28 protein-coding genes and 1 other RNA gene are annotated in these 24,744 nt (G+C 37.9%); 26 read left to right on the top strand and 3 right to left on the bottom strand.

Annotated elements, in window-relative coordinates:
* Positions 1-63 precede the first annotated feature (63 nt).
* The 5 genes from G7Y65_RS01325 to G7Y65_RS01305 all read left to right on the top strand — a co-directional run bounded on the left by G7Y65_RS01325 (position 64) and on the right by G7Y65_RS01305 (position 4,924).
* Positions 64-912: a methyltransferase domain-containing protein gene (locus G7Y65_RS01325; RefSeq protein ID WP_042491927.1), complete on the top strand. Its 849-nt coding sequence runs from the start codon at positions 64-66 to the stop codon at positions 910-912.
* Between the two features lie 129 nt (positions 913-1,041).
* Complete coding sequence (locus G7Y65_RS01320; RefSeq protein ID WP_042491925.1) at positions 1,042-1,443, top strand: helix-turn-helix domain-containing protein; 402 nt, start codon at positions 1,042-1,044, stop codon at positions 1,441-1,443.
* Positions 1,444-1,456: 13 nt separating this feature from the next.
* On the top strand, positions 1,457-2,287 hold the full coding sequence (locus G7Y65_RS01315) for a hypothetical protein (RefSeq protein WP_052348370.1): 831 nt from the start codon (positions 1,457-1,459) through the stop codon (positions 2,285-2,287).
* A gap of 14 nt (positions 2,288-2,301) precedes the next feature.
* Positions 2,302-3,555, top strand: a complete 1,254-nt coding sequence (locus G7Y65_RS01310; RefSeq protein ID WP_042491923.1) for a chloride channel protein — start codon at positions 2,302-2,304, stop codon at positions 3,553-3,555.
* A 139-nt stretch (positions 3,556-3,694) separates the two neighbouring features.
* A complete protein-coding gene (locus G7Y65_RS01305; RefSeq protein WP_165314489.1) occupies positions 3,695-4,924 on the top strand; it encodes an ArgE/DapE family deacylase in 1,230 nt (409 codons plus the stop codon).
* A 48-nt stretch (positions 4,925-4,972) separates the two neighbouring features.
* Here the strand turns inward: G7Y65_RS01305 and G7Y65_RS01300 are convergent, their stop codons facing one another.
* The 3 genes from G7Y65_RS01300 to G7Y65_RS01290 form a co-directional block, all read right to left on the bottom strand.
* Positions 4,973-5,149 carry a PspC domain-containing protein gene (locus G7Y65_RS01300; RefSeq protein WP_042491919.1) on the bottom strand — a complete coding sequence of 59 codons (177 nt, stop codon included), beginning with the start codon at positions 5,147-5,149 and terminating at the stop codon, positions 4,973-4,975.
* 78 nt (positions 5,150-5,227) lie between these two features.
* Entirely contained in the window at positions 5,228-6,613 is a 1,386-nt protein-coding gene (locus G7Y65_RS01295; RefSeq protein ID WP_228179951.1) for a sugar porter family MFS transporter, read from the bottom strand.
* 217 nt (positions 6,614-6,830) lie between these two features.
* Positions 6,831-8,636, bottom strand: coding sequence for a M3 family oligoendopeptidase (locus G7Y65_RS01290; RefSeq protein WP_042491918.1), 1,806 nt, complete (start codon positions 8,634-8,636; stop codon positions 6,831-6,833).
* Positions 8,637-8,829: 193 nt separating this feature from the next.
* Between G7Y65_RS01290 and G7Y65_RS01285 the strand changes: the two genes are divergently transcribed.
* The 21 genes from G7Y65_RS01285 to tsaD all read left to right on the top strand — a co-directional run bounded on the left by G7Y65_RS01285 (position 8,830) and on the right by tsaD (position 24,687).
* Positions 8,830-9,102, top strand: coding sequence for an autorepressor SdpR family transcription factor (locus tag G7Y65_RS01285; RefSeq protein ID WP_042491917.1), 273 nt, complete (start codon positions 8,830-8,832; stop codon positions 9,100-9,102).
* Positions 9,095-9,730 carry an SdpI family protein gene (locus G7Y65_RS01280; RefSeq protein WP_042491915.1) on the top strand — a complete coding sequence of 212 codons (636 nt, stop codon included), beginning with the start codon at positions 9,095-9,097 and terminating at the stop codon, positions 9,728-9,730. Before G7Y65_RS01285 ends, G7Y65_RS01280 begins: the two co-directional genes overlap by 8 nt.
* Positions 9,731-9,967: 237 nt before the next feature.
* Positions 9,968-11,464, top strand: a complete 1,497-nt coding sequence (abc-f, locus tag G7Y65_RS01275; RefSeq protein ID WP_042491913.1) for a ribosomal protection-like ABC-F family protein — start codon at positions 9,968-9,970, stop codon at positions 11,462-11,464.
* A 98-nt stretch (positions 11,465-11,562) separates the two neighbouring features.
* Entirely contained in the window at positions 11,563-12,528 is a 966-nt protein-coding gene (locus tag G7Y65_RS01270) for an alpha/beta hydrolase (protein ID WP_137600393.1), read from the top strand.
* A 12-nt stretch (positions 12,529-12,540) separates the two neighbouring features.
* Positions 12,541-13,158, top strand: a complete 618-nt coding sequence (locus G7Y65_RS01265; protein WP_042491910.1) for a class I SAM-dependent methyltransferase — start codon at positions 12,541-12,543, stop codon at positions 13,156-13,158.
* Positions 13,136-13,666, top strand: a complete 531-nt coding sequence (locus G7Y65_RS01260) for a nucleoside deaminase (RefSeq protein ID WP_042491909.1) — start codon at positions 13,136-13,138, stop codon at positions 13,664-13,666. Before G7Y65_RS01265 ends, G7Y65_RS01260 begins: the two co-directional genes overlap by 23 nt.
* 17 nt (positions 13,667-13,683) lie before the next feature.
* Positions 13,684-13,769: signal recognition particle sRNA small type (ffs, locus tag G7Y65_RS01255), an RNA gene on the top strand.
* A 183-nt stretch (positions 13,770-13,952) separates the two neighbouring features.
* A complete protein-coding gene (dnaX, locus tag G7Y65_RS01250) occupies positions 13,953-15,686 on the top strand; it encodes a DNA polymerase III subunit gamma/tau (RefSeq protein WP_042491908.1) in 1,734 nt (577 codons plus the stop codon).
* A 24-nt stretch (positions 15,687-15,710) separates the two neighbouring features.
* Positions 15,711-16,019, top strand: coding sequence for a YbaB/EbfC family nucleoid-associated protein (locus G7Y65_RS01245; RefSeq protein WP_042491906.1), 309 nt, complete (start codon positions 15,711-15,713; stop codon positions 16,017-16,019).
* Positions 16,020-16,045: 26 nt separating this feature from the next.
* Positions 16,046-16,645 carry a recombination mediator RecR gene (gene recR, locus G7Y65_RS01240; RefSeq protein ID WP_042491904.1) on the top strand — a complete coding sequence of 200 codons (600 nt, stop codon included), beginning with the start codon at positions 16,046-16,048 and terminating at the stop codon, positions 16,643-16,645.
* Positions 16,645-16,908: a YaaL family protein gene (locus tag G7Y65_RS01235; protein WP_042491902.1), complete on the top strand. Its 264-nt coding sequence runs from the start codon at positions 16,645-16,647 to the stop codon at positions 16,906-16,908. Before recR ends, G7Y65_RS01235 begins: the two co-directional genes overlap by 1 nt.
* 133 nt (positions 16,909-17,041) lie before the next feature.
* Complete coding sequence (tmk, locus tag G7Y65_RS01230) at positions 17,042-17,686, top strand: dTMP kinase (protein ID WP_042491900.1); 645 nt, start codon at positions 17,042-17,044, stop codon at positions 17,684-17,686.
* A 14-nt stretch (positions 17,687-17,700) separates the two neighbouring features.
* Positions 17,701-18,030 carry a cyclic di-AMP receptor DarA gene (gene darA / locus G7Y65_RS01225; protein WP_042491899.1) on the top strand — a complete coding sequence of 110 codons (330 nt, stop codon included), beginning with the start codon at positions 17,701-17,703 and terminating at the stop codon, positions 18,028-18,030.
* Between the two features lie 9 nt (positions 18,031-18,039).
* Complete coding sequence (gene holB / locus G7Y65_RS01220; protein ID WP_042491897.1) at positions 18,040-19,044, top strand: DNA polymerase III subunit delta'; 1,005 nt, start codon at positions 18,040-18,042, stop codon at positions 19,042-19,044.
* Positions 19,041-19,919 (top strand): 16S rRNA (cytidine(1402)-2'-O)-methyltransferase, encoded by an 879-nt coding sequence (gene rsmI / locus G7Y65_RS01215; RefSeq protein WP_042491895.1) that lies wholly within the window; start codon positions 19,041-19,043, stop codon positions 19,917-19,919. The genes holB and rsmI overlap by 4 nt, the downstream gene beginning before the upstream one ends.
* Complete coding sequence (locus tag G7Y65_RS01210) at positions 19,919-20,662, top strand: acyl-[acyl-carrier-protein] thioesterase (RefSeq protein ID WP_165314488.1); 744 nt, start codon at positions 19,919-19,921, stop codon at positions 20,660-20,662. The genes rsmI and G7Y65_RS01210 overlap by 1 nt, the downstream gene beginning before the upstream one ends.
* Positions 20,663-20,700: 38 nt before the next feature.
* Positions 20,701-21,693, top strand: coding sequence for a UDP-glucose 4-epimerase GalE (galE, locus tag G7Y65_RS01205; protein WP_042491892.1), 993 nt, complete (start codon positions 20,701-20,703; stop codon positions 21,691-21,693).
* Between the two features lie 232 nt (positions 21,694-21,925).
* The gene (gene tsaB, locus G7Y65_RS01200; protein ID WP_042491890.1) at positions 21,926-22,651 is read left to right on the top strand and encodes a tRNA (adenosine(37)-N6)-threonylcarbamoyltransferase complex dimerization subunit type 1 TsaB; all 726 of its coding nucleotides are present in this window, start codon (positions 21,926-21,928) and stop codon (positions 22,649-22,651) included.
* Complete coding sequence (gene rimI, locus G7Y65_RS01195) at positions 22,635-23,219, top strand: ribosomal protein S18-alanine N-acetyltransferase (RefSeq protein WP_042491888.1); 585 nt, start codon at positions 22,635-22,637, stop codon at positions 23,217-23,219. The genes tsaB and rimI (G7Y65_RS01195) overlap by 17 nt, the downstream gene beginning before the upstream one ends.
* Positions 23,203-23,658 carry a ribosomal protein S18-alanine N-acetyltransferase gene (gene rimI / locus G7Y65_RS01190; protein WP_042491887.1) on the top strand — a complete coding sequence of 152 codons (456 nt, stop codon included), beginning with the start codon at positions 23,203-23,205 and terminating at the stop codon, positions 23,656-23,658. Before rimI (G7Y65_RS01195) ends, rimI (G7Y65_RS01190) begins: the two co-directional genes overlap by 17 nt.
* A gap of 3 nt (positions 23,659-23,661) precedes the next feature.
* On the top strand, positions 23,662-24,687 hold the full coding sequence (gene tsaD, locus G7Y65_RS01185) for a tRNA (adenosine(37)-N6)-threonylcarbamoyltransferase complex transferase subunit TsaD (protein WP_042491885.1): 1,026 nt from the start codon (positions 23,662-23,664) through the stop codon (positions 24,685-24,687).
* The last annotated feature ends 57 nt before the right edge of the window (positions 24,688-24,744 follow it).

Below are 24,744 nucleotides of genomic sequence, written 5' to 3'. Positions count from 1 at the left end.
AAGTTAACCGGATTCGTCAGGGACTTTGATTTTTTGTTTGCAAATAGAAAATGATGGTACAGTATGAAAAAAATTGATAAAGGTGTCCAATTTGTCACCCAAAATCTAAAAATGTTTCGTTGCTTGGTTGATAATGAACCTTATGATCATATCGTTGGGCATACCTTGGTATGTCCGCATGGTCATCGCCTAGATTTAAATAAAAAAGGATCGTTGTATTTTTTGAATAAAGCTGTAAATACAGAATACGATGATAATATGTTAGCATCACGACGTAAAGTACTAACAGCCGGGTTGTTTGACGGGATTGTACAAGCGGTTTATGAAGAATTACCTCAGCAACCACAACGAATTTTAGACGTTGGTACTGGTGAAGGGACACCACTCAAGCGTTTATTAGACTTACGACAACAACATGACGTAGCTATCGGATTTGATATTTCAAAAGCCGGGGTTAATTTAGCAACTCAATTAGACTCAGAAGCCTTTTTTGCAGTGGCTGATTTAGCAAATTTACCATTTACGGATGCTAGTTTTGATAGTGTTGTTGAATTTTTTTCACCAAGTGCATATGAAGAATTTAAACGAGTCTTAGCACCTGGCGGCACATTAGTTAAAATCGTGCCAGCATCAGGTTATTTGCATGAATTACGAGAGATATTATATCCAGTTGATTCACCAAAACATACGTATCAAAATGACAAAGTTGTGCAACGCTTTATGGAAAATTATCCGACAGCCACACAACGCGAAATCACATATACGTGGGAAATTCCAAGTGACTTATATGTTGACCTATTACATATGACACCGCTACATTGGGGAGCACGTCCTGAAACACAAATAATCGCAGAAAATATGGCTTTAAAGCAGGTAACGGTGAATGTCGTCGTGATGACCTATCAGAATTAATTGTGCATAATGTGGATAAAACAAGTATTTTTCCACAAAAAATTGTGGAAAAAGTTACGAAAGTTCGGTAAAATAGTCATAATAGGGTGAAAGCCCGTTACACTATATTTAATGAATGGAGCTGCGTATATGTTTCCTGATCGCTTACGTGAATTACGAAAAGGTCGTAATATCACATTGGAAAATCTTGCTGAAGAAATGAATAAACATCTTGAGCCAGGTCAAAAACCAAATACAGCTGCTCAAATCGGAAACTGGGAACGCGGTGACCGTTCACCATCCTATATTGAAGTTCGTAAATTGGCGGATTTTTTTAATGTTTCGATGGACTTTTTAGTGGGACGTGCCATGTCAGAAAAGACAGATTTGTCATTGCTGTTTTTATCTGGTAAAGAAATTGATTTTAATGGTAAACCATTAACCGATCAACAACGTTTTGATATTTTTCAATATGTTAATTCTTATTTGAATCCAGTTTCGTATACTGCTGAAGATGATTTACGTAGTAACCATCAAGAAAGTTTATTTTAAAAAAGGAATGAATATGAACCAAACAGAATTAATTCGATTTGGTACTGGTCGACAGCTCACTGAGATTGATTATCTTAGTGAGCTGTTGTCGTATCAAACAATGTTTCAGCCAATTCAATCAGTCGGCCAATTAATTGCACAAGTTAGTCAGACAATTAATGCAATTAACCAAGGTTTTTTACCCACAGAATTACCAATGCTTGAAGTGAGTGATAATATGATTATGGATGTGCAACGATATGTTGTTGATAAATTTCCTAACCAACCTGCCAAAGGAAATGCTTTGTGGGGAAAATTAAGTGAATCTTTAGAAGCAGTTGATTTTTTAGTTCGTCATTTAAGAGATGCTTTGATAGAATATTTTAGTATGTATGGGTATGTTTCAACGCCATTTGTCCAAGATTTATCACGATATCTTGGTAATCAGCCTATTTTAGAATTAATGGCAGGGCATGGTTATTTATCAGCTGGCTTACGGGCGCTTAATCCAGAGCAAGTCATAATCGCGACGGATAATCAATTATGGCGTGAACAACCAGATATTACACTGGATCAGCCTGTAACAATAGTTGAAAATATGACCGGATTAGCTGCATTAGAAAAATATGGTCAAGAGGTTGCCGTCATCATGATGAGTTGGGCCCCTGATACTTCAACAGCTGACTGGGATTTATTACAAGTAATACGTGAAAACTATCCAACTAAAAAGTTATTAGTCATTGGTGAGTATCAAGGTGCAACAAATTCAAAAGTATTTTGGCAGCAAGCCAAATTAAAACCAGTGCTAGCAACGCACCATCATACTTTTGATTTAATTAATGAACAAGTTTATGAAGTAGAATAGGATATTATTTAAACATGTTAGCTAAAACAAAACGTCAAACGATAGCGTTAGTTATTGCAACGATTGTCTTAGGAATCATTGTTGGCTTTAGCTCGTTATTATTAGGCCAATTATTAGATATTGTTGAACGGTTATTCTTACAGTTTGAGGAAAATGCGCATATACCCGTTGCCACTGCTGCAACACCGATTAATCGCTTACTTTCAGTAACCCTAGGTGGTATTATTGTGGCGTTGATTTGGTATGCTTTGCAACGTTATGGCAAACCAACCGTTAGCATCAATAAAGCGTTACAAGGAGAACAAATGCCATTTGGTGTGACAATAATTCATGTGATGACGCAAATTTTCTATGTAGCGACTGGTGGGTCAATTGGTCGTGAATTAGCACCGCGCGAAGCCGGAACACTGATGGCACAAACGTGGCAAAAATTTGCCGGTCGGATAGGATTAGCCACACTATCAGCTGATGATCAGCGTTTGCTATTGGCTGCTGCTGCCGGAGCAGGATTTGCTGGTATCTATATTGCGCCCATTACGGGAATGTTATTTGCTGTTGAAATTTTACTTAAAAGAGTAGACATTCGAACAATATCAGTTAGTTTGAGTATGTCTGTTATTGCGATGCTAGTTGGTTCGATTACGAAGGGATTTGTGCCGTACTATTTGATTGCGCATAAGGATTTTTCAATAAAAATGTTACCATTTGTCGTAGTTGTTGCGTTAATGATGGGTGTCTTGGGCGGGCTTTTCCGACGTGGCTTTCAATGGGCAGGCAAGCATAGCGCCAAGTCCCAACAAATTTTATGGCAATTACCATTAGTTGCTTTATTAACCGGTATAATTGCAATGAAGATGCCGCAAATTATGGGGAACGGTCGTGGTTTGGCTGAATTTTCTTTTGTGAATCTTGATCAAAATGTTGTCGTGTTCTTGTTAGTAGGGGCTGCATTAAAAACAATTATGACCTTGCTGACCATTAAAGTAGGCGTGGCAGGTGGTACATTGACACCATCGATTGCAATCGGTGGTGCATTAGGTAGTATCGTCGGGTTTGCTTATATGGTCATTATGCCTGGGTTATCAATGGCGACAATTGCGCAAGCAGGTGTTATTGGAGCGGTCGGTTTCTTAGCCGCTTCACAACAAGCACCATTAATGGCATTGTTTATGTTATTTGAAGTGTGTCATTTAGATTCTTCAGCCTTATTACCATTAGGGCTAACGGTAGCTTTGGCCAGTGTGTCTTCTAAATTAGTTTTAAAGTAATTAAGTATACTGGTAAAAACAGTTGAATACTTTTTTACATGGATTGAGACTTTTATATTGTGTACATGCATGCAATCAGGTGTTAAATTTGTCATACCTTATTTAAAGAAGATGCAAAATATTTATGGGGGAATTTGTGATGCAAGAAGAACAAAAACTATCAATTTTGAAAGACATTATTGCAATTCAATCTGTGAATGATCATGAAAAAGATGTTGCAGTTTATTTAAAGCAATTATTTGACGAAACGGGTATTAAAAATGACATTTTGCCTTTAGGCAATTCAAAAACACGTGCTAATTTAGTTGCTGAAATCGGTAATGGTAAGCCGGTGCTTGCGATTTCTGGGCATATGGATGTCGTTGAGGTTGATGCTGACCGTTGGGATACGGATCCATTTACACTAACGGAAAAAGACGGTAATCTTTATGGTCGTGGTGCAACGGATATGAAAGCTGGTTTGGTAGCAATGGTGATTGCCATGCTGGAATTAAAAGAGAGTGGCGCAAAAATTCCAGGAACGATTCGTTTGTTAGCGACTGCGGGCGAAGAAGTTGGTATGCCTGGTGCAAAGGCTTTTAAAGATCAAGGTTATATGGATGATGTTGATGCTTTGTTGATTACAGAGCCATCGGGTATTTATCGTGCTATTTATGCAAATAAAGGTGAGCTGAATGTTACTGTAAAATCAGCTGGTAAAGCTGCTCATAGTTCAATGCCATATCTTGGTAATAATGCCGTGGAACATTTGATTGCTGTTTTGCAAAAAATTAAGACAGAAGTTAAAGATATAACGGCTGACTTTAACAATGATGTATTGGGTAAGACGGTTATTAATATTGATACAATTAAGGGTGGTAATCAGGTTAATGCAATTCCATCAGCTGCAGAAGCGGAAATTAATATCCGGACCATTCCAGAATTTGATAATGCTAAAATCTGGACAAAGTTGCAAGACATTGTTAACGCCTACAATGCTTCGGGAACGGGTGAGATTACAATAACAGTAGGTATGGATGTGACACCAATTAGTGGTAATAGTGATTCTAAGCTGTTAAAGGATATCCAACGCATAGCGGCTCCCTTTGTTTCTAGTGATAAGCTGTCTGATGATGAACGACAGAAATTGCGTGCAGAAGCTAAAGCTGTAGGTATTCAAAATTATACACCTGGTGAAATTATTGCTGAAGGTGTTCCCGGGGGAACTGATGCAAGTCAATTAATCATTAATCAACCAGTGGGATTTGATTTTGTCATGTATGGTCCAGGTAATAATACGCCGCATCAAGATAATGAATTTGTACCAAAGTCACAGTTTTTGAACTTTATTAACATTTATAAGCAACTATTTATGGAATTCGGCATTTAACATAGAAAAAGGACTGATGAATGCTCATCAGTCCTTTTTATTAATCTGTTATTTTTCAGGTAATAGTAGCCAAAGAATTAAATAAATAACCAAACCCGGGAAAGGACTTAGTGTTAGTAATACCCAAATAATTCTTAGTAAATTAACATTCCAATCAAAGCGTTCAGCTAAGCCACCTAAGACACCGGCAAAAACACGATGATTTGTTGAACGGTATAGATTCATAATATATTCCCCCTATAAGCCTTTACGTTCATTATACATGAAAACTTATGAAATTCTAATAATCATTATCTAAATTAGTTACTCAAATTTTGCAGTAGCTCGTTTAACAAGATGCGAATTTGCAAATACGGCTGCCAAAATAATGCAGCCAAAATTAGCAAATGTAAAGATTAAGAATACCCCAGCAGTTCCTTGTTGTGCAATAAGTAGTGGAAAGACCAGGCTAATACCAAAGTTAGTTAACCAGATCATTGCAGTACTGATGGCATTGAACGTGGTACGTAATTGCTGTGGAAACATTTCAGAAAGTAACATCCAAGTAACTGGACTAACAAGTCCCTGTTGGGTAGCTAAGAAATAAGCTAAAATAATCAAAATTAAAATGTTATTCATGCTGGATGCTAAGGGCGTTGTTTTCATGACCCAGCTGAGTAAAGCTAGACTGAAAACATTGGACATTAAGCCAATTGTTAATAATCGATAGGGTGAAATCTGTTCAACGACATGTTTACCCGCAAAAATGGCAATGGCTGATACAACACCAATTAAGACGTTACCGTACAGTGATGCACCAGAACCAAGACCAACTTTTTCTAAGATAGTTGAACCATAGTACATGACTGTATTAATACCGGAAGCTTGTTGAATAAAACCGATTGTCAGACCGGCACCAAGCAGGTATATTGACGCTTTAGAAGAAAAAATTAATTGCCAATTAATTTTTTCTCCTTGCCCAATAGCTTGTTTTGCTTCATTAATATTTTCTCGAATGTCTAGTTTTGGAAAGCCTAATTTTTTAAACACGCCTTGTGCACGATCTCGTTGGCGTTTTAGGAGGTACCAAAATGGACTATTTGGAATGTTAGCAGAAGCAATCCACAAAAAGATTGCAGGAATAGCTGCGGCTAACATCATGACACGCCAAATTGGATGCCAGTTTGGCCAAAGCGAGCCGAGAATTGCATTGACTGTAAAAGCCGTTAATTGACCGATAACAATGGCAATTGCGTTCTTATTGACGTTTCTTGTTTTAAGCCTGTCAGGAGAAATTTCATCTAAATATAATGGTGATAGACTTGAAGCACAACCTACTGACAAGCCCAGAATAAAACGTGAAATAATTAGCATCCAGGCATTAATTGATAATGAACAAGCAACAGTTGCAATTGTAAAGACAGCTGCTACCAATTGTAATAGCTTTTTACGCCCGAGATTATCCGCCAGTTTAGTGACTGCCAAAGCACCAAACATACAGCCTAATACTAAAGAACTAGAAATTAGTCCTTGGGTACTTGGTGCAGCGCCTAATTGATCAGCGCGACTAATAAAAGTTAAGGCACCATTAATCACACCGGTGTCATAACCAAATAAAAAGCCGCCTAATGCGATAATATATGAGGTGTAATTAAGAAACGAGTTGTTCTTTTTGGGACCAGACTTTTCTTTATACGAAATAAAAAACACTTCCTTTCAGAATTTAAAAAAACTCAATGGTTGTACAACATTTATCAAGCTAAAGATAAAAAATGATCATATTAAAAATAACATCCCTACAGAAAGTAGTGTACTACTTGTAAACTTAAAGAAAAATTAAATTTTTTGTCAGCCGTAATATCTATATTCAAAAAGTGTCAGCAACCTGCCCCTTTTATGGGGAGATTGCTGACACTAAAAGTAGCTATTAGACAAACTGTTCAGAAAGTTTTAGGAACTCATCAATATCTTGCTTAATTAAATCAGCGCCAGCTTGCCAGAAGTCAGGCTTTGTTAAATCAACACCCAAGTGCTTTTGGGCCAATTCTTCAGTCGTCATGTTGGCAGTATCACGTAGCAAAGCGATATACGCTTCCTCAAAGTTTTCCTGGGTTTGGGCCCAAGCATAAATGCCTTGGCTAAATAGGTAACCAAAAGTATAAGGGAAGTTATAGAAAGGTACATCGTTAATGTAGAAGTGAAGTTTTGAGGCCCAAAAGTGGGGATGTAATTCATCCAAAATACCACCAAAGGCCTGTTCTTGAGCAGCTGACATTAATTCATTTAGGCGTTTTGCCGGTACGAAACCAGCTTGTCGCTCTGCATAAAAGCTATTTTCAAATAAGAAACGTGCACGAATATTTAAAAACATGGCAATCGGATTAGCCATTTTAGCATCAAGTAAGACAACTTTTTCGGCATCAGATTTGGCTGCTTGAACATTAGCATCAGCGATTAACATTTCGGCAAAGGTTGAAGCTGTTTCAGCAACGTTCATTGCGTAATCGTCACGCCATACAGGTAGGTCAGTTAAGACTGAAGTGTGAAAGCCATGACCAATTTCGTGGGCGATTGTTGCTGAATCATTAACAGAACCTGTAAACGTTGTAATAATACGTGATTCATGGATATCTGGCACACTTTCCATCCAAGCACCAGGTGTTTTACCAGGCCGATTTTCTGCCTCAATCCATTGGTTTTCAAAAGCATGTTGTGCAAAAGCAGCCATCTTAGGTGAATATTTACCAAAATTTTTAATGATAAATGCAGCGGCTTCATCATAAGTTGTTGTCGTAGGGGTGTAATCACCTAACTTGGTAATTGGTGCCGATTGATCCTGCCAACCAATTTTATCCAAATCAAGTAATTGTGCTTTACGATTAAAATAATCCTTAAACATTGCTTTATTGTCATCGACAACTTGCCACATTGTGTTAAGTGTTTGTCGTGATAAGTGATTTAATTCTAGTGGTTCTGCTAAGAAGTCATCATAACCATGGGCAGCTTGTTCGGTTAAACGAGCCCCTGCCAAATGATTTAACGTGTCAGCAGCTAGATTTTCAGCATTACCCCACATTTTTTCATATTGTCGCATAATTTCAGCGCGAATTGTATTATCAGGATAGTCATCAATCCGGTTTAATGCTTGTCCAGCTGACAGTGTTTGTTGGACACCGTTTTCGTCAGTGTAGGTCATTGTTAAACCAGCACTAATCGTGTCATAGTGTTCAGACCAAGCATCTAAGCCGTCCAATTTTAATGTCGCCAATAATTGTTCAGTTTTATCGTCTAGTAGACGAGCAGCTTGGTGACGCAATCCTTTTAAATGAAAGGCAACTGGTGCAATTGCAGGGGTTGCTAATGCTTGATTAAAATCGTCATCTGAAAAAGTTGTTAGTAGTTTAGAAAACGCATTTAATGGTGTTTGGTAAGCTACTGATAATTGGGCAACTTTTGTTTGATATGGCCGATATTCTGAATTTGTATAGTCGGCTGCTGATAAAGCATTAACGAACAGCGTGGCTGTGCGTAGGCCAGAAAAAATCGTTTGATTATCAGCGGTAAGCTGACTAAATGTTTTAAAATTTGTGTCATTAACTAAATTATAGTCATTAACCGCTGTTTTTAAGTCGGCAATCTGTTGTGCTAATAATTTTAATTTGTCTGCAAATTCAGGTGAATGAATACCACCAGGATAAATGGTATCTAAGTTCCAATTTAATGAATAAGTCATTTTTAATCTCCATAAATCTCATGTTTTTTTAATTATTTTGTTATTTATTCTATCATAACTTTTTTCTAGTACAAAAACTATATGGGTATCACATTTAAGTATATTATAATACCGTGATAATTGTTTTTATGGTATTGTTTAGATAAATATCTAATTAGACGTTTATCTAAATAGTGGAGAGGATGGGTCATTAATGGGGTTTGAAAAAAGTTTTAAAGCACTATCTGATCCGGTTAGACGAGAAATTCTGCAGTTATTAAGAAATGGTGCAATGACTGCAGGCAATATAGCAGAGCATTTTGATATGACCAAGGCAACAATTTCATATCATTTGCGTTTATTAAAAGAAGCTGGCTTAATTTTTGAGGAAAAAGAGAAGAATTTCATTTATTATGATTTAAATACCACATTAGTTGAAGAAATGATGGGGTGGTTAATGTCATTAAAGGAGCGTAAAAATGACTAAAAAAGAATTACGACGGTTATTGATCGTCACAACGATTGTCATGTTAGTCCCTTTGGTTGTTGGATTAATGATTTGGGCACAATTACCAGATAACATTGCAACACACTTTGGCGCTGGTGGTCAAGCAAATGGTTGGCATAGCAAAAGCAAGACAGTATTTGGACTACCTTTATTGATGATTGTTATACAATATATTTGTTTTTTTAGCCTTTATTTTGATCCTTCAAAAAATAATATTAATATAAGATTGTTCAAAGGCTTATTATGGATTGCGCCAATAATTGAAAACATCATGATGTTTAGTATTTATGGCATTGCTTTAGGATATTCGCTTAATATTGTGATGATTGTTAATTTTATGGTGGGAATATTATTTATTGCCTTGGGTAACTATTTACACAAAGTGAAGCAAAATTATACAGTAGGCATTAAAATTCCGTGGACATTGCACAGTAAAGAAAACTGGAATCGAACACATCGTTTTGCGGCTTGGTTATTTTTAATCGTTGGTATTTTTATGCTGATTAATGGTTTTTTGCAACAAACTTGGTTGCTTATTATACCTATTTTAAGTATCGTCATTTTGCCAATTGGTTATTCATTTATACTGTATCATAAGGGTATTTAGATAGTCGGTCTGTTTTTATATACTTTGCGGTGTATATATGGTAATCTAAAGCTAAATTAAAAGAAAATTGAGGACTGTCCATTGAAGAATTAATACGATTTTGAAATTGCAATGATGACTATATCTTTTAGGGGTGTAGTGTGCATTTCAGGTGGTATTAGTTTAGATGGAGAGTCTTTTTTATGTGCTCTTTAATCGTACTGTTGCTCACCTGAATTCTTAAAGTGAGGTGACAATTTGAGTACTATTGAATTAAAACAATTAACATTTGGTTTTGATAATCAGGCGCAATCTTTGTTTGAAAAAGCTGATTTAACAATTGACGTGTCTTGGAAATTGGGATTAATTGGGCGAAATGGTCGTGGTAAAACAACATTGTTAAATTTATTACGTGGCATGTACCCCTATCAAGGCACGATTACACATCAAGTCAGTTTTAACTATTTTCCACAATCAATTAAAGATGCTAGTCAATTAACTTATGATGTATTAAATGAAGTCGCGAACGTTGAAATTTGGCAGATTGAAAAAGAACTGCGGTTAATGCAAACGGATGCTGCTGTTTTATGGCGACCATTCGCTAGCCTATCCGGTGGTGAAAAAACAAAAGTTTTATTGGGATTATTGTTTAGTGATCATGAGCATTTTCCACTAATTGATGAACCAACTAATCATTTAGATCAGCAATCAAGGAAACAGATTGCCCAATATTTAAAAAATAAGAAGCAAGGTTTTATTTTAGTTAGTCATGATCGTGCATTCGTTAATGAAGTCGTGGACCATGTGATTGCAATTGAAAAGCAGCAATTAATAAGCTATCAGGGGAATTTTGCGACCTATGAAGAACAAAAGTCTAGACGTGATCAATACGAATTAGATCAGAATAAAAAATTACAAACAGAAATTGGCCGTTTAAAGCAAACAGCAAGTGAAAAAGCAGAGTGGTCACGTGGTCGTGAAAAAGAAAAATTTGGTAATCGTCACGTTGAAGGCAGTGGTGCTATTTTTGACCGTGGCGCGATTGGTGCGCGTGCTGCACGGACCATGAAGCGTTCCAAAACATTAGTGCGCCATATGGAAAGTAAAATTGCTTCTAAGGAACAATTGCTTAAAGAAATTGAAACCATTGATCGGTTAATCATGAATTATCAACCGAGCTACCATAAAACACTAATCAGTGTTAAAAATCTGCAATTAGCTTATGAACAATCATTATTTGAACCAATTTCTTTTCAACTAGCAAAAGGTGAAAGGCTGGCTATTCAAGGAAATAATGGCTCGGGTAAAACATCAATTATTCATTATTTATTGGGAATGTTTGCTGGTCAAATTGCTGGTGAAATAACAATGCCAGAGAATATACGTATTAGTTATGTGCGTCAAAATTATGAAGATAATACAGGGACTTTGGCAGAATTTGCAGCTGAACATCACTTATCTTACGAAATATTATTAAACAACTTACATAAATTGGGTTTGGAACGTCACATATTCAATACGCGTATTGAAAATATGAGTATGGGACAGCGAAAACGTGTCGAATTGGCCAAATCATTAGCGACACCGGCAACCTTATTTATTTGGGATGAACCTTTAAATTATTTGGACGTTTTTAATCGGGAACAATTGGAGGAAGTCATTCAATCAGTGCAACCGACTATGTTGCTAGTTGAACACGATGAAACATTTTTGAATAATATCGCCACACAAGTGATTAAGCTGCACCACGAATAAAGATAAATTATGAAATTCATCGTGATAAATAAAGTCATTAAGCCCTTGTGCTATAATATCTTGAGTAAGTTTGATAGGGACAAGATAAGGATTTAAAGATGATAAAGCAACATAAAAAATGGTCAACAAAACGCAAGGTATGGACGGCGGTCGCTACGCTGGTTGTCGTGGTTGGCGCAGCTATTTTGGGTGCAGGAGGCTATTTCTTCCATGTTGCCGAAGTAAGGGCTAAAAAAGATTTTGTGGGTAGTGGTTTAGTTAGCAAAAAAAATCCACTCTATGCTCAGCAAGAAAAGTGGCTAGCTGCGGATACAAAGGAATGGCATCTAAAAGCCAAAGATGGTACTAAACTAGTAGGAAATTACTTGCCTGCTGCAAAAAAAACAAATAAAACAGTCATCGTTATTCATGGCTTTGGGGTTGATCATAAAGCAATGGCGCCATATGGTGAGATGTTCCATCGTTTTGGGTATAATGTTTTGATGCCAGACGATCGCGCATCAGGTAAATCTGAAGGTAAGTATATTGGCTTTGGTTACTTGGATGCTAAAGATTATCAAGGATGGATTAACCAGATTATTGCTAAAGATGGTAAAAACAGTGAAATTTTGGTCATGGGTGCTTCAATGGGAGCAGCGACGACTATGATGTTATCGGGTATGAATCCACCATCACAAGTAAAAGCTTATATTGAAGATTCAGGATATACATCAGTTGCGGATGAATTACATTATGAAGCCGGTAATATGTATGGCTTACCTAAATGGTTAGCAAATGTGTTAATTCCAGTTGTATCAGGTTATTCAAAGGTTTTGGCAGGTTATAGTTATCACCAGGCAGATGCTGAAAAGTTGTTAGCTAATAATAAACGACCAATGTTATTTATTCATGGTGATAATGATAAATTTGTGCCAACAAAGTTTATGGCACCCGTTTATCAGGCAACTAATGGTCCTAAGGAAAAATACCTTGTACCGGGTGCTGCTCATGTAGAATCCTATCGGACTAATCCGGTTCAATATGAAAAAACAGTTCAAAAATTTTTACAAAAATATTTTAATTAAAAGAGGAGTATTATGCCGGAACATTATTATACAGCTAATCCAACTACGGCCCATGACGAACATACCTGGACATTTGATTTGTTGGATCATGCTTTAACTTTTACAACTGATGCTGGGGTCTTTTCCAAAGGAACCGTTGATTATGGGACACGAGCAATGTTAACTGCCTTTAATCGAGATATCCCGGCTGGAAAAATTCTTGATTTAGGAGCTGGCTACGGACCAGTTGCGATTAGTTTGGCTAAAGTATTGCCAGAACGGGCGTTTGTTGCAGCCGAAATTAATTCACGGGCAGCTGAATTAGTCCAACGAAATGCACAACGTAACCATGTGGAGCAACAAATTACAGTTGTGCAATCTGATCGTTATGAAAATGTTGACGGCAAGTTTGCAGCTATTTTAACTAATCCACCAGTACGAGCTGGTAAGCAAATTGTAACTGACATGATTACTGGTGCAGCTGATCACTTGGTACCGGACGGCACATTAACCGTTGTTTTGCAAAAGAAGCAAGGGGCACCATCTGCTAAAAAATTGATGGCTCAATTATTTGGAAATGTACAAACCATTGCCAAAGATAAAGGGTATTACATTTTGGAGAGTACGTATGTCGGTACCACTAACAGCTAATCAAATTCAGTATTTTATGGGTGAAGCTTTGCATGAAGCACGCAAGGCAGCATTAATTGGTGAAGTGCCAATTGGTGCAGTTGTTGTACAAAATGGGCAAATTATTAGTCGGGCGTTTAATTTACGTGAACACTTACAAGATGGTAGTCAACATGCTGAGTACCAAGCTATTTTAGAAGCAAATCGTTTGCAACATTCATGGCGGTTACCTGAAGCCCAACTGTTTGTAACGTTAGAGCCTTGTATTATGTGTGCAGGTTTAATTCAACAAACGCGTATCACAGATGTTTATTATGGTGCGGATGATGCAAAAGGTGGTGGTGTCACATCAATGTATGAACTATTGACTGATGAGCGCTTAAATCATCAAGTAAATGTACATGCAGGTGTTCGTGATCAAGAAGCAAGTGCGCTTTTGAAAACCTTTTTCAAAGATGTGCGAAAACGAAAAAAAGCAGCTAAAAAAGCACGGCAATTGGCTGATAAAAAAGCTGGTCAAAATCTTTAGTTCTTGCTATAATATAGTTTGTGGGGCAAGTATGCACTTCGAATTGTGTCAGGGTCGGAAGGCAGCAGCACTAAGGAGACCGTGTATTGTGCTTCACTTCTTAAGTAAATTAGCGGAGGTTAGAACAAATTGTTCTAACCTCTTTTTTGTCTATTATTGGCATGTAATCTCAGACTAGGTTTGTTTAAATGTGTCTGTTCGTAAAACGCTTTTTCTGATATTATTGGTAATGATAGTTACACACATAAATCAGGAGTAAAAACTGATAGAAAAGGGGTCACAAGTCATGGCATATCAAGCTTTATATCGGACATGGCGTCCACAAAAATTTAGCGATATGATTGGTCAAGAAGTCGTGACCAAAACATTGAAAAATGCCATTATTACGGGGCAAACAACCCACGCTTACTTGTTTAATGGTCCTCGGGGGACTGGTAAAACGTCGGCAGCAAAAATTTTTGCCAAGGCAATTAATTGTTTGCATCCAGTCGATGGTGAACCAGATGGTACTTGTGAGATTTGTCAGGCCATGGATGCAGGTACATTAGGTGATGTCATTGAACTAGATGCCGCATCAAATAATGGGGTTGATGAAATCCGTGAAATTCGCGAAGATGTTACCTACGCACCAACGCAAGCAAAGTATAAAGTATACATTATTGATGAGGTACACATGTTATCAACGGGAGCGTTCAACGCCCTGTTAAAAACATTAGAGGAACCACCAGCCAATGTTATTTTTATTTTAGCAACGACTGAACCACAAAAAATTCCGGCTACGATTATTTCACGAACGCAACGGTTTGACTTTAAAAGAATTAATGCCCAAGCAGCATTTGAGAGAATGGTTTACATTTTAAATGAACGTGGTAATACCTACGATGAAGCAGCTTTACATGTCATTGCTAATGCAGCTGATGGTGGTATGCGTGATGCTTTAAGCATTCTTGATCAGGCATTATCTTTTGGGGATGGCCATGTGACATTGGAAAATGCTTTGCTGGTAACGGGTTCCGTTACGCAAACCTTGTTAGGGCAGTATGTACAAGCAGTGGTACAGCAAGATACCAAGGCTGCATTGGCCAAACTTGCTGAAGTGTTGGATGCTGGTAAAGATGCTAACCGTTTTGTTGAAGACTTAATTAGTTATGCACGTGATTTATTACTCTACACGCAAGCGCCTGAATTAGTAACGTTGGTACCCGATGAAGTATTTATGCAGTTAGCGCAAGAGCAAGAAGCGTTACTTTGGTATAATATGATTGATCAATTGAATGAAACACAACAGCAGTTACGTTTCACGAATCGCCCAGCTATTTATTTAGAGGTATTAACCGTAAAGCTTAGTCAGCCAATTACAACAGTTGTTCAACATACGTCGATGACACCAGACTCGAAGAAACAGCCAATAAAAACGGCAGCAACCAAAACAGTTGAGCAGGCGCCAGTAGAGGCCGAATCTGAGCCAACCACTGAGCCAAAGACTGACAAAATATCACATAAGCCAGCAGTTACTGTTCATGTGAGTGAAGATCAGACATCGGTCTTTAAGGTGTTAGCTGAAGCAACACGTGGTGATTTAAATCGCATAACGGCAGTATGGGCAGACATGGTAAATATGCTGCCGGTTTCTGAGCAAGCGATGTTAAATGTGTCACGACCAGTAGCAGCATCTGCTAGTGGCTTAGTTGTTGCTTTTAATTTTGATATTATTCGGCATAATGCGATGCAAAAAAACGATCTATTGCAAACGATGGTGACGCAAATTCGTGAATTAACGCAAGCAGCTAATGAGCGACAACTGGTATTTATTACAAGTGATGATTGGCAACAATTACGAGCTAAATACGTTGCACAACTGCCAAATCAACACACACAAGCACAACCCATACCTGATGAAATGGCAACACAAATTTCGGATGAACCGGCAATTGATCAGCCAGTAGAACAGGCAGATAATTTAATAACAGAAGCAAAAAACATCTTTGATGAAGCACTTGTTGAAGAAGTAGATGATTAAATAAAAGAAAATGAGGAATTAATAATGTTCGGTGGACAAAATATGCAACAAATGATGAAGCAAGCTAAGAAAATGCAAAAGCAAATGGAAGATGAGCAATCTGCCATTGCGCAAACAGATTACGTTGGGCATGCACCATCTGATTTAGTTTTGGCAACATTTAGTGGTGATCGTGAGTTGAAAGATTTACAAATTAACGCAGATATTGTTGATCCTGAAGATGTTGATGGCTTAGCAGATATGGTGTTGGTTGCCGTTAATGATGCCTTGAAGCAAATCGAACAAGACCAACAAAAGCGTTTAGGTCAATTTGCTCCTAAGGGTATGTTCTAACATACCAATAGAAAGAAGGCGGCTGTATGCAGTATCCAGAGCCAATTGCGAAGTTAATTGATAGTTATACAAAATTACCAGGTATCGGGATAAAGACGGCGACGCGATTAGCATTTTTTACGATTGATATGCCTGAAGAAGATGTAACAAGTTTTGCGCAATCTTTGATTTCGGCAAAACGTGATTTACATTTTTGTTCAATATGTGGGAATTTAACGGAAACAGATCCATGTGTTATTTGTTCGGATAATAGTCGTGATCAAAGCACGGTTTTAGTGGTGGCAGAAGTTAAAGATTTAATGGCAATTGAAAATACCGGTGAATATAAAGCACTGTATCACGTGCTACACGGGGTATTATCACCACTTGAAGGTAAGGGACCTGATGATATTAATATTGAGGCGTTAGTCAATCGCTTACAAAAAGACGATACGATTCAAGAAATTATTGTTGCAACTAATGCCAATGCCGAAGGTGAAGCGACAGCGATGTACTTATCACGATTGTTAAAACCAGCTGGTTTGAAAGTATCTCGTCTCGCAACGGGCTTATCGGTTGGTAGTGATATTGATTACGCTGATCAAATTACCTTGATTAAGGCGGTTGAAGGGAGGACGCAATTGTAATGTTTAAATTACGAAGTAAGCGTCCTAAATTTGATGCTAAAGCTTACGATGAGCGTTTGAATCAGGCAATTGAACACGCTAAGTATGATTATGAAAAAGCACGTATTTCTGAGAGGGCTATGTTTGAAAGCGATATTGCCCCAAGTATGATTAAATCCGAAACAGCACTTGCTAAGCAAAAGTATTTTTTCTTATTACGGGCGGCTCGACAACGTGGTATGAAAGGTCATTGGTCCACAGCTTTTGTTCATCCCGAGAAATGAAAAAATAATAAATTTTGTATAAATAATGAAATTTATTGATGGTTATACGAAAAAGAGGTCGAAGCTATTTTGTGTCGACTTCTTTTTTAGGTTATAATTAAAAACAAATGATGATTAGAAAGTGGTGAAATACATGTCTGGGACATTTATTACATTTGAAGGTCCTGAAGGTGCAGGGAAAACATCAGTCTTACGCGCGATAGTAGAACGGCTAACACCTTTGTTAAATGAGAAACTCGTTTTAACTAGAGAACCGGGTGGACAGGGAAGCCCGGTGGCTGAGGCAATTCGTGACTTGGTATTAAATCCAAATTTACCTAGCATGGATGCATGGACTGAAGCATTGTTGTATGCAGCATCTCGTCGTCAACATTTGGTAGACACGGTATTACCAGCGTTGGCAGCTGACAAGGTGGTCATTAGTGATCGCTATTTAGATAGTTCGATTGCCTATCAAGGTGGAGGACGTCGTCTAGGTGTAGATGCTGTGACAACGATTAATCAATTTGCGACGAATGGTGTGATGCCAACAGCAACGGTTTATTTGGATATTAGACCAGAAATTGGCTTACAAAGAATTCAAGAGCATCGTCAAGATGAAATTAATCGCTTGGATGTTGAGGCGTTGTCGTTTCACAAACGGGTAGCTGATGCATATCATCAATTGGCTGCACAATCCCCGGAACGCTTTCTAATTATTGATGCTGAGCAAGACTTAGCAACTGTTATTTCAGATACATGGACAGCACTGATGCCAATACTTGGTATCCAGGAATAGGAGGTTTTCACATTATGAAAATGATTATTGCAATTGTACAAGATAAAGATGCGAATAAATTAGGTGGTAAGTTTGTCAAGGCAAACGTACGTGCAACCCGTTTGGCAACATCTGGAGGATTTCTTCGTTCTGGAAACACAACATTTATGATTGGTGTTGAAGATGACCGTGTTCAAGAAGTACTTGATTTGATTGAAGAAACATCACACACACGTAAGCAATTTATGACGCCAGCAGTTAGTCTTGATGTTGCAATGGAATCAACGGCTGCAACGCCAATGGAAGTTCAAGTTGGTGGTGCAACAGTCTTTGTTCAAGACATTGAGCAATTCCACCGTTTTTAAGAGGTGCTCATGGATGCTGAAGAATTAATTGCGCGTGTCAATGACTTACAGCCACGATTAATTGCGCAACTACAAAAGGCGTCAGCAAGTCAACAACTTGCTCACGCTTTTTTGTTTACGGGTCCAGCTGGGCGGGGACAAACATTGGTGGCTGACTGGTTAGCAATGCGTTTAATGTGTCCGAATATCGATGAAGATGGACAACCTGATGGTACTTGCCATCAATGTCAACGAATTACCAATCATGAACACCCTGACGTGATTGAAATAAAACCGGATGGTAAAAGCATTAAAGTTGATCAAGTACGTTTTTTGAAAGAAGAATTTACTAAAACTGCGGTTGAAGGACAACAGAAGATTTTTATTATTAACGGTGCTGATACAATGACGAGTAGTGCAGCGAATGGTTTGTTAAAATTTATTGAAGAACCAGCACCAGGTCAGACGGCCATTTTAATTGCTGAAAATAAAGCCCAATTATTACCGACAATTGTTTCACGAACACAGGTTATTAATTTTACTAATGTTAGTCCACAACAATTTAAAGTGGTACTACGTAATATGGGATATGCAGATAATCAAATACCGTTAGTGCAATCATTAACAGATAGCGCGCAAGTTGCTAAAGACTGGTTGATTGATGATTGGTTTACGCAAGTAAGTGAGGCGGTTTCAACATTAGCAATTGCGATGTTAGAGAATTCTAACCAAGCATTTACACAGGTACAAACAACTTGTTTAGCTTTAGCAGGTGAACAAGCAGATAAACAAACTATTTTGATGATGTTTGCACAGGTTTGGCGAGATATTCTGTTAACAAAATCTGGTATTCAAACAAATCATTTTGCTAAAGATTGGACACAGCTAGTAAAACGATACGATGAAACCACGTTGCTGGCTGTCGTTAACATTGTGTTAGCAGCCCCACAAAAATTACAAAAAAATATTAGTTTTCAAACAACTTTAGAAGCCACCATATTAGAAAGTCAATTTAAGTTAGCAGGTTTAACATGAAACAACAAAAGAGTTTTGGCACCCAGACAATGGGAACCTTATATTTAGTGCCTACGCCAATTGGTAATCTAGGTGATATGACTAATCGTTCGATTGAAGTGATGCAATCAGTTGATTTAATTGCAGCTGAAGATACGCGGCATACACAACAATTATTAAACCAATTTGATATTGATACGAAGCAAATTTCCTTTCATGAGCATAACAAAGAAAATCGTATTCCTGAATTAGTTGCCCGGCTACAGGCAGGCGATAGTATTGCTCAAGTATCCGATGCAGGGATGCCATCGATATCTGATCCAGGACATGAATTAGTGAAAGCTGCTATTTTAGTTGATATTCCAGTTGTCCCAATTCCAGGTGCTAGTGCTGGGATTACAGCATTAATTGCGTCAGGGCTAGCCCCACAACCATTTATGTTTTATGGTTTTTTACCACGTAAGCCCAAAGAACAACGATATGAATTAGAAACGTTAAAGGTGCATCAAGAAACAATGATTTTTTATGAAGCACCACATCGTTTGGCTAAGACCTTAAAGGCAATGGCAACAGCCTTTGGCCCGGATCGCCAGGTTGTGCTAGCTCGTGAGTTAACAAAACGTTACGAAGAGTTTTTACGGGGAACAGTTGCTGAATTAGTCACTTGGGCTAATGAGAACGAGGTTCGCGGTGAATTTGTTGTTTTAGTAGCAGGTAATGACCAAGCTGAACAAGTAGAGGAGGTAGATCCTTTAGCTGAAATGACTTCAGTGCAAGCAGTGCAAGCATTGGTTGATGAGGGTCTAAAGCCTACAGCAGCTATTAAGCAAATTGCTAAACAACGTGCATTAGACCGTCAAACATTGTATTTACAATATCAAGGAGAAAATAAGTAATGGCTGTAGAATTCCGGATGCCACATGACGTCGTATATTATGAAGCTGATGTAACTGGCAAATTAAGTTTGCCAATGGTTTATAATTTAGCGATTCTTAGTTCAACGCAACAAGCGATAGAATTAGGAATTGGCCCTGATTATACTCATGACAAAGGCGTTGGTTGGGTTGTGTTGCAGCAGGTAGTCACGATTAAGCGTCGACCAAAAGATGGTGAAAAAATCATCTTAGCAACAACGGCTAAGCAGTTTAATCCGTTCTTTGCTCGTCGTCAATATCGTTTGCTTGATGCAGATGATCATAAATTGGTTGTTATGGAAAGCTTGTTTTCAATGATTGACATGGATAAGCGTAAGTTAGCGCGTATTCCAAAAGATATGGCTGAGGCATATCAACCGGAACATGTCCGTAAGATTCCACGTTTAGCAGATGTTAGTGAATTTGATGAGTCACAAGCAATTGATTATAAAAAAGAATATGAAGTTCGCTACTTAGATATTGATTCAAATCATCATGTGAATAATTCTAAATATGCTGACTGGATGGTAGATGTCTTGCCACTAGAATTTTTAACCAGTCATGAACCAACGGCAATGAATATTAAGTATGAACATGAAGTCTTGCCAGGAAATCAAGTAAAATCTGAAGTACAAGTCGTTGGCAATACGACAAAGCATCGTATTATGTTTGGGGAAACTGTTTCAGCAGAAGCAACAATTGATTGGACGTTAGTAAATATTTAAGCTAAACTAAAGATATTAAGACGATAAGGAGAATAAAAATGTCCGTATTAGTATTGGGGGGAGCTGGCTATATCGGTTCTCATATGGTGGCTACATTATTAGCTGCAAAGCGGGATGTAGTTGTCGTTGATAATCTATTAACAGGTCATCGTTCATCTGTACCAGAGGGGGTACCTTTTTACGAAGTTGATATTCGTGATAAGGCAGCATTAACTGAAGTATTTGAAAAAGAAAATATTGATCAAGTTGTTCATTTTGCAGCATCTTCAATTGTACCTGAATCAGTGGAACAACCATTGAAGTACTTTGATAATAATGTTTACGGTATGATTAACTTGCTTGAAGTAATGTTGGATTTTGATGTTAAGCAAATTGTCTTTTCATCAACTGCTGCAACATATGGTGTGGCTAAAGAAAATCCAATTAAGGAAACAACGCCACAAAATCCAATTAATCCATATGGTGAGTCAAAGCTTCAAATGGAACACATTATGAAATGGGCTGATCAAGCTTATGGTTTGAAGTGGGTGGCACTACGTTACTTTAACGTTGCTGGTGCAAAAGCTGATGGTTCTATTGGAGAAGATCATCCAACAGAAACCCATCTCGTACCAATTATTTTGCAAACGGCGCTTGGAAAACGTGAAAAGATTATGATGTTTGGTGATGACTATAATACACCAGATGGTTTTAATGTCCGTGATTACGTTCATGTAATGGATTTGGCAGACGCTCATGTGTTGGCATTAGACTACTTAGCTAAGGGAAATGATTCAAATCAATTTAATTTGGGATCAGCAAATGGTTTCTCAGTTAAGCAAATGGTTGAAGCAGCTCGTCAAGCAACAGGTAAGGAAATTCCAGCTGAGATCGGACCTCGACGTGCAGGAGACCCAGATTCATTAGTTGCTTCATCAGCTAAGGCGCGTGAAGTGCTAGGTTGGGAACCAAAGTATGATGATGTCAAAGAAATTATTCGTACGGCTTGGAACTGGCTACAAAAGCATCCAAATGGTTATGAAGACCGTTAATTAAAATTAAGTTAAACAAAAGGCCGCTGAATTCTCTTGAATTTGGCGGCCTTTAATATAGTGTTATTTTTAGATATACTTACATGTATATGAGCCTGTGTTTTGTCATCATCAAAATCAAAAATATGATATGAGGTGTTCAGTGCTCGTTATCAATGTAATAAATGTGTAGTTCTATTAAATTTGCGGTAAAATGAATAATAGTATTTTACAAATAAAGGAGTTAGGTGATATGAAAACCATTGCTTTTGATACAAGCAATCAACCTTTGAGCGTGGCATTATTTGAAGATGACCAATTAATTGACCAACGTGAAACTAATATAAAACGAAATCATTCCACACAATTATTACCATTTATTGACGAATTGGTGCGCCAAGTAAATTGGACACCACAAGATTTAGATAATGTGATTGTTAGTCAAGGACCAGGATCATACACAGGTTTGCGAATTGCAGTAACGACAGCTAAAACATTAGCATTTACACTTGGCTTAACGTTAACAGGTATTTCAAGTTTGGCACTGTTGGCTAGTAATGTTAATGATGACAACGTTGTGATTGTACCTATTATGGATGCACGTAATCAAAATATTTATGCTGCCCAATATCAATGGCAAGCAGGCCATTTAACGGTTGTACAACCTGATGCTCATATGAATCTTGATAAATTACAAGCAGCTTTAGTTAATCCGCAACAAGATATTGTATTTGTTGGAGAATGGCAACGGTTTGAAATGCAATTAAAAACAGCTTTTCCGCAGGCAAAATTTGCGAGTGATAATTTACCACATGCATCAAACAGTCTACAATTAGCTAAAGACGGTCATAAATTAACAAATATGAATGATATTCATCAATTTGTGCCGCAATATCATCGGCTATCACAGGCTGAAGCTGATTGGGCGAAAGCACATCCTAATGACAAAGGTGGACACACCTATGTGGAAAAAGTTTAAAGAGTGGTTGAAACTGGTCAAACAGCCAGTGCCAGAAAGTATGCAGCGTTTTCGGCAAAAAATTGTGATTAAAGATTTTGAATTTGATTTAATGCCTGCACAGTTATCTGATTTGGCTGATATAATTGCATTACAAGAAAATGCATATCAGGGTGAAATGCAATGGCCTTTGGAAGTTTTTACGGAAGAATTACAACGAACGAATGATCGTTTGTATGTGGTTGTTCGTCAACCGGAAACGGGTTCATTAGTTGCACTTATTGGTGGTGCTTTTCGTATGGGAATTCATGAAGTACATATTACCAACATTATGGTAGCACCCCATTGGCAAAATCGAGGGATTGGGACTTTTTTGGTGATGTATATGATGACCATTGCGCAGCAACTTGATTTTCATCGTATTTCATTAGAAGTGCGTGTATCAAATGTCGCAGCAAAAGCCCTTTATGAACGACTAGGATTTCAAGTTGTTCGACGCAAAACGCATTACTATGGGGAAAATGATGAGGATGCGTTTGATATGGCACAAATATTAGGAGATCATAACGATCATGAACTTCTTAAATAAACAAGAATTAACGGCCCAACAGTTATTTCAAGTAGCTGATGATGCTTATTTGAATGGGTCACCATGGCAGCTTAAAACATTTCAAACAGAATTACTAAATGAATATACGTATTATTTGGGGATGGTTGATGACCTAGGACGATTAATCGGTTTTGTAGGAGGTACCTACTTAGATGGTGTATTAGACATTAGTAATGTTGCAATTATGCAGGCTTATCAAAAACAACATCTTGGCGAGTTATTATTAAGAACATGGTTTAATATGTTTGTAGCGCAAACAACGGTGTTATTAGAAGTACGTGATGGTAATGAGGGCGCGAAACGTTTATATCGTCGTTTAGGCTTTGAGACATATCGCAAACGAAAAGCATATTATAATCATCCTGTTGAAGATGCTGTGCTGATGATGTTGCAATTACCAATAAGATCAAAGGAGTAAGTGATGACAGAAACACGTTATATCATGGCGTTTGAATCAAGTGCTGATGAAACGAGTGTCGCCATTGTTAAAAATGGTGTCGAAATTATTAGTTTGGCGACAGCGACCCAAATTAAAAGCCACCAAAGATTTGGCGGTATCGTGCCAGAAGTAGCTAGTCGTCATCATATTGAACAAGTGACTATTTTAGCAGATGCTGCATTAGCAGATGCTAAGTTAACATACCAAGACTTAACTGCGATTGGTGTGACACAAGGCCCAGGTTTAGTGGGCGCTTTGTTAATCGGTGTAACAGCAGCCAAAACAATTGCTTGGGCGCATAACTTACCATTAGTGCCTGTATTACATATGGCTGGTCATATTAGTGCTGCTAATTTTGTTGCACCTATTCAGTATCCAGCGTTAGCTTTAATGGTATCAGGTGGGCACACTGAGCTAGTCTTAATGCCTAAAGAATATGAATACGTTATTATTGGTGATACTCGCGATGATGCTGCGGGGGAAAGTTACGATAAAGTAGGACGCACGATGGGCTTGCAGTACCCAGCTGGTAAAATATTAGATGAGATGGCGCATCGTGGCCAACCATCATATAATTTACCACGAGCACTTATGAATGATGATGCCTATGATTTCTCATTTTCTGGTTTGAAAAGTGCGGTCATTAATTTGATGCATAATGCTGATCAGCGTGGTGAAACAATTGATCATGATAATTTAGCTGCTTCATTTCAAGCGGCGGTGGTTGAAGTGCTGGTCACTAAGACAGCACGAGCACTGGATAATTATCCTGTGAAATCATTTATCGTGGCCGGTGGAGTTGCGGCTAATCGTGGCTTACGTGATGCGCTAACTGAGATGCTGACAAAGCGACCACAAATTAACTTTTTACCAGTGCCAATTAAGTTGGCTGGTGATAATGCAGCCATGATTGGTGCTGCCGCTGATATTGCTTATCGTCATGGTCAACGTGGTGACTGGACGTTAAATGCTAATCCAGCTTTAGAATTTGATTATCAAGAACTATAAAAAATAGCCAGTTTCCATACCGCAATTATTGCAGTTGGAAACTGGCTTTTTAATTAA

Source organism: Weissella sagaensis (genome assembly GCF_010306265.1).
In the GTDB taxonomy this organism is placed as follows: Bacteria; Bacillota; Bacilli; order Lactobacillales; family Lactobacillaceae; genus Weissella; species Weissella sagaensis.
Note: the sequence above shows the minus strand (reverse complement) of the source record. Positions and strands in the feature narration are given on the sequence as shown.